The 6,295-nt window shown below is 77.3% G+C and carries 1 protein-coding gene and 1 pseudogene; both read left to right on the top strand.

Features of this window, described 5'->3' with window-relative positions; all coding sequences use genetic code 11:
- Positions 1–385: pseudogene (locus tag N866_RS05880) on the top strand (hypothetical protein); the annotation flags it as partial.
- Positions 386–456: 71 nt separating this feature from the next.
- A complete protein-coding gene (locus N866_RS05875; RefSeq protein WP_155855220.1) occupies positions 457–6,276 on the top strand; it encodes an Ig-like domain-containing protein in 5,820 nt (1,939 codons plus the stop codon).
- Positions 6,277–6,295 lie beyond the last annotated feature (19 nt).

The raw sequence follows: 6,295 nt of genomic DNA, 5'->3' as shown, positions 1-6,295 counted from the left end.
GGACGAGGCCGCGGCGGGACCGGGGCCGGCGGGGCCGGCGACGCCCGCCGTGCCCGTGATCCGCGCCGTGCCCGCACCGGCCGACCTGACCGGCGTGCCCGCCGGGGACGGCACCGTGGTCTTCACCTGGACGAACCCGGAGCCGGAGGAGGGCGACCGGTACGTCTGGGGCGTCGTCGTCCCGGGCCGGGCGCCCACCCTCGAGCCCGTGGACGAGCCGACGGTGACGGTCCCGGTGGCCCCGGCCGGACCGGCGGCGACCTGCGTGGAGGTCGCCCTCGTCCGCCAGGACGGCCGGTCCTCCACGGCACCCGCCACCGCTTGCGCGACGGGCGAGGCGGGGGCCGTCGGGGACGCCGGCGCCGAGGGGGTCGGGACGCCGTGAGGCGGACGGGCGGGACGGGACCGACGCGCGAGGCGCGCCGCCGACGGTGGGGGACCACGGTCGGTGCCTCCGTGCTGCCCGCCGTCGTGGCCGTGCTCGCCGTCGTCCACCCCGGTGCGCCCGTCTCGCAGGTGGACCTGCACGACGGCTCGGTGTGGCTGACCAACGCGGCCCAGCTCAAGGTCGGCCGGTACAACCCGCAGGTCGAGGAGCTCAACGCCGGTCTTGTGGCGGGCAGCCCCGACGTGGACGTCCTGCAGGACGCGGGCGACGTCGTCCTCACCGAGCCCGGCGCCCTGGCCGTCGTGGACCCGGCGAGCGTCACGACGACGACGCGCACCCCCGTGCCGTTCACCGCCCGCGTCGGGATGGCCGCGGGGACCGTCGCCGTGGAGGTGGAGGGCTCCGTGTGGGTCCGCACGACGACGACGGTCGGTGGCCTCGCCGTCGACCGCGACGAGCCCGACCTCGAGCTCGGGGAGGGCGGCCGCGCCGTCGTCGCCCGCGGCGGCACGGTGCTCGCCACCGAGGTCGACGGCACCCTGCACCGCCTCGTGCCCGGGGGGCCCGACGGCGCGGCCGTGGTCGAGGAGGAGGCCGGCGCGCTCGCGGGTGGACCCACCGAGCCGGCCGACGACGTGACCGCCGTGGGTGAGGACCTGGTGGCGCTCGTCGGGACCCGGCTGCACACGCCGTCGGCGGTGGTGGACCTCGCGGCGCAGGGCGCGGACCTCGTGCTCCAGCAGCCCGGACCGCGGTCCCCGGTGGTCCTCGTCGCGACGCCGACGGCGCTGCTGGAGGTCCCGCTGGGCGGCGGCGAGGTCCGCGTCCACCCCACGACCGGGTCGGGGCGCCCCGCCGCCCCGGTGCGCGCGGCGGGCTGCGCCCACGGCGCCTGGGCCTCGGCGACCGGGAGCTACCTCCAGCTGTGCGACGGGGCCGGCGACGGGGGCGCGGAGGTCGTCGACCTCGCGGGGATGTCCGCGGCGGACGAGCTGGTGTTCCGGGTCAACCGCGACGTCGTCGTCCTCAACGACGTGCTGCGGGGCCGCCTGTGGCTGCCGATGCAGGACCCCGAGGTGCGCGAGCCGAACTGGCAGGACATCGAGCCGGAGGAGGAGCGCGAGGAGCACGACCAGGACTCCGAGAGCCGGGAGAGCACGCAGAACCTCCAGACCGAGTGCGGCGCGGACTCCGCCCCGCCGGCCGCGTCCGACGACGACTACGGGGTCCGCCCCGGCCGCACCACGATCCTGCCCGTCATCGACAACGACGCGGCCTCGGACTGCGGCATCCTCACCGTGCGCGAGTTCGACGCGCTGGACCCCGGGTTCGGCGTGCTCGAGCCCGTCCACGGCGGCCGCGCGCTCCAGCTCGTCATGGCGCCGGACGCCCGGGGCAGCGCCGAGTTCACCTACACCGTCGACGACGGCCGGGGGACCAGCGCCCCGTCGACGGCGACCGTGCGCCTCACCGTGCGGTCCGACGGCGAGAACGGGGCGCCCACCCAGGTCCGGGAGGGCGCCGCGGTCGTCGAGCAGGGCGGGTCCGTGACCTACGACGCCCTCGCCGACTTCGTGGACCCGGACGGCGACGCGATGCTCCTGACGGGCGCCGTCGCCGACGGCGGCGGCGTGGTCCGCACCCGCCAGGACGGCGAGCTGACCTTCACCTCGGACGGCAGCGCGCTCGGCCGGGTCCAGGTCCGGGTGTCGGTGTCCGACGGGCAGGCCGCGAGCGACGGCGTCGTGTGGGTGGACGTGCGCCCCCAGGGCTCGGTCGTCCCGGTCATCGACCCGGTGCAGGCGGTGACCTACGTCGACGAGCCCGTCGTCGTCCGGCCGCTCGAGAGCGTCCGCAGCGGCTCCCGGGAGCCGGTCCGGCTCGCCGGCGTCGACGAGGTGCCCGGCGCCACCGTCGTGACGGACCTGGGCGAGGGCACCTTCACCTTCTCGGCGCCCGGCCCGGGGACGTACTACGTGCGGTTCGTCGTCGCGGTCTCGCCGCAGGAGGCGGAGGGCCTGGCACGGATCGACGTCCGCGAGCGCCCCGAGGAGGTGCCGCCGCCCACCGCGGTGCTGGACCGCGCGCTGCTCCCCCCGGGCGGGGAGGTCACCATCGACCCCCTGGCCAACGACGTCGACCCCGGTGGGGGCGTCCTGGCGGTCCAGTCGGTCGCGGTCCCGGAGGGCAGCGGGCTGCGGGTCGCCGTGCTCGGGCACCGGCTGCTGCGGATCACGTCCGTGCGGACGCTCACCGAGCCCGTCCGTGCGACGTACGTCGTGTCGAACGGCGTGGCGTCCGCCACGGGCGAGGTCGTGATCCAGCCCGTCCCGGCGGCGACCGGGCAGCAGGCGCCCGTCGTGCCGAACGTCGAGGCGACCGTCCGGACCGGGGGCGTCGTGACGATCGCCGCGCTGGAGGACGCCTACGACCCCGACGGCGACCCGCTGACGCTGGAGCCCGTGCTCGTGGAGCCGCTCGGCCCCGGCGAGGGCCTGCTCTTCGTCTCCGGTGACGTGCTGCGGTACCAGGCGCCGTCGACGGCCAGGACCGTCCACGCCACCTTCGCGGTGCGCGACCCCGCCCTCAACATCACGTCGGCGACCGTGACCGTCCGGGTCCACGAGTCGGACCCGCAGACCAAGGCGCCGCCCCGGCCGCACGACCTCACCGCGCGGGTCTTCGCCGAGCAGACCGTGCGGATCCCGGTCCCGCTCACCGGGATCGACCCGGACGGTGACGGCGTGCTGCTCCTCGGCGAGGCCCGCGCGCCCCGCAAGGGCCGCATCCTCGAGGTCGGGCCCGGCTGGCTGGAGTACGAGGCGCTCCCCGGTGAGCTCGGCACGGACACCTTCACGTACGCGGTCGAGGACTGGGTCGGGCAGCGGGCGACCGCCACGGTCCGGGTCGGGATCGTGCCGCGGCCCACCGGCTCCTCCGACGTGGTCAGCCGCAACGACGACGTCCGCGTGCGTCCCGGCCAGACGGTCGAGGTGCGCGTCCTCGCCAACGACGTCGACACCTCCGGCGGCGACCTCGACCTGGACGAGGTCCTCGACGTGCAGCCCGCCGGCGTGGCCGCGCGGGTCGTGGGCCGGCGCGTGGTCGTCACGGCGCCGGACGAGCCGGGGGCGGTGGCGATCACCTACACCGCGCGCAACACCCGGGGTGGCTCGGACAGCGCCGTCCTCAGCGTGGTCGCGGACCCGGACGCCCCGATCCTGCCCCCTGTCGCCCGGGACGTCGTCGTCCCCGCGACCGAGACGATCGACCGCACGTCCGTCGAGGTCGACGTGCTCGCGGTCGCGCAGAACCCGAGCGGGCCCCTCGCGGACCTCGCCGTCGAGGTGCACCCGTCGGCGGCCGACGCCGCGACGGTGACGGCGGACGGCCGGGTGCTCGTCACCCTCGGCCCGACCGCCCGCACCCTGCCGTACGTCCTGCGCAACGTGAACCCGCAGGCGGAGGGCGTGAGCTCGGCGGCCTTCATCACCGTGCCCGCCCTGGGGGACTTCCCGCCCGTGCCGCGCCCGCGGGCCCCCCGGCTGCAGGTCGTGGCCGGGGAGCAGCTCCGGATCCCGCTCGAGGAGCAGGTGCAGGTCGCCCCGGGGCGCACGGCCCGCCTCGCCGACGTCGCCGCGATCTCCGCCACCAAGCACGACGGGTCACCGCTCTTCGCCGACGACCGGACGCTGCTGTACACGGCCCCGCGCTCCTACGCCGGCCCGGCGTCCATCACGTTCGAGGTCACCGACGCGACCCCCGGCAGCACCTCCGCGCGGACGCGCGTGCTCACCCTCGCGATCGACGTCCTCGCGGCCGAGGACAACCCGCCGACCTTCACGCCGTCGGTGCTGGACGTGGGTCCGGGCGAGAGCACGCAGGTGGACCTCGCCCGGTTCACCTCGGCGCCCGTGGGCAGCGGGGACGCCGCGGACGGCACCGGCGGGCCCGCCCGGTACACCTACACGCTGACCCGGCCCCCCGGGGACGGCTTCGCCGTGACGCTCACGGGCTCGGTCCTGACGGTCCGGGCCGCTCCGACCGCGACGCGCGGGACGGTCGGCGGGGTCGGGGTCGCGATCGGCTACGGGAGCGGCCAGCCCGTGGCGGGGCAGGTCGACTTCCGCGTGGTCGCGAGCTCGCGTCCCCTGGCCCGGGTGCTGGACCACACCGTGCCGGACGGCGTCGAGGGCGGGACGTCGGTCGTGGACGTGCTGGCGGGTGCCTCCAACCCGTTCGCGCCGGACCGGCTCACCGTCGTCGGTGCCGTGGTGGAGGCCGGGTCCGGCACGACCGCGGTCACGGCCGACCAGGTGACCGTCCGTCCCGCCCCGGGCTTCATCGGCCAGGTCGTGGTGCGCTACCGCGTCCGCGACGTGACCGGCGACCCCGACCGCGAGGTCGAGGGCCGGATCACCGTGACGGTCCGCGGCCGGCCCGCGACCCCGGTCGCCCCGCGGGTCGTCGAGGTGCGGGACCGCACCGTCGTCCTGGCCTGGGATGCACCCGGCAACAACGGCGAGCCGATCAGCGGGTACGAGCTCACCGGGCAGCCCGGCGGGGTCGTGCGCGCGTGCCCCGGCACGACGTGCACCGTCGAGGGGCTGACCAACGACGTCGAGTACGTCTTCACCGTGACGGCGCGCAACGCGGTCGGGGTCTCCGAGGCCAGCCCGCCGTCGCAGCCGGCGCGTCCCGACGCCCGGCCCTTCCCGCCCGCCGCCCCGGTGCTCGAGTGGGGGGACGGTGCGGTCACCGCCCGGTGGAGCGCCCCGCAGAACCCCGGCTCGCCCCTGACGGGCTACGACGTCGAGATCAGCCCGAGCCCGCCCGGCGGCGGTGCGGCCGTGACGACCACCGCGACGACGCACACCTTCGGCGGCCTCGTCAACGGCACGGCCTACACGGTGCGCGTCCGGGCGTCGAACCGCGCGCCGGACCCCGGGGACTGGAGCCCGGCCTCGGCCGCCGTCGTCCCGGCGGGACCACCCGCGGCCCCGGTGCCCAGCGCGCAGCGCTACGACCAGAGCATCTTCGGCGGCGGTCGGCTCGAGGTGACGTGGCCCGCGCCCGCCGCGAACGGCGACCCCGTGGCGCGGTACGAGATCCGGGTGAACGGCGGGCCCGTGACGGCTCCGTCGGCGGGGGACCGGCACGTCGTGGACCCCGCCGGCCCGGGGACGTACACGTTCGAGGTGCGGGCGGTGAACAAGGCCGGTGCGGGCCCCTGGTCGGCGCCGCTCGTCGTCGACCACGCGACCGTCCCGAGCGCCCCGGGCAACCTCTCCGCCGAGTTCGAGCCCGCGACCGGTGCCGTGCGCCTCGGCTTCACCGAGCCCGACTGGGCCGGGGGCCGGGACCGCCGGGTGGAGGTGTCCGTGGACGGGGGCCCGTTCGACGCCCTCGCCGGCGACCGCCGCGTCGTCGGGCTCCCCGCCGGGACGTACGCGTTCGTCGTCCGCGGCTGCAACAGCGAGGGGTGCGGCTCGGCGAGCGGTCCCGCCTCGGCGACCGTCACCACGCCCCCGGGTCCCGTGCCGGGCCTCGCCGTGGTGCTCGACGCGACCCGGGACCCGGCGACGTTCACCGCGACGTGGGGGGAGCCGGGCTCGACCGGCGGTCTGCCCGTGCGCTACGAGTACCGCTGGGGCTGGACCGCCGACGGCGCCGACGACGAGTCCGGCTGGATCGCCGTCGCGGGCCGCACGGCCACGCACGACGTGCCCGGCCCGGTCCGCAGCCGCGGCGGTGAGGTCCGGGTCGTGGTCCGGGCCGTCAACGACCGCGGCCCCGGCCCGGAGAGCGCACCCGTGGTCCTCGTGGTCCCGCCGCCCGCACCCCCGCCGGAACCCCCGCAGGAACCGACCCCACCGCCAGGCGGGTGAGGCGGGTGACCCCCGCCAC

It is taken from the genome of Actinotalea ferrariae CF5-4 (genome assembly GCF_000603945.1).
Classification (GTDB): domain Bacteria; phylum Actinomycetota; class Actinomycetes; order Actinomycetales; family Cellulomonadaceae; genus Actinotalea; species Actinotalea ferrariae.
Note: the sequence above shows the minus strand (reverse complement) of the source record. Positions and strands in the feature narration are given on the sequence as shown.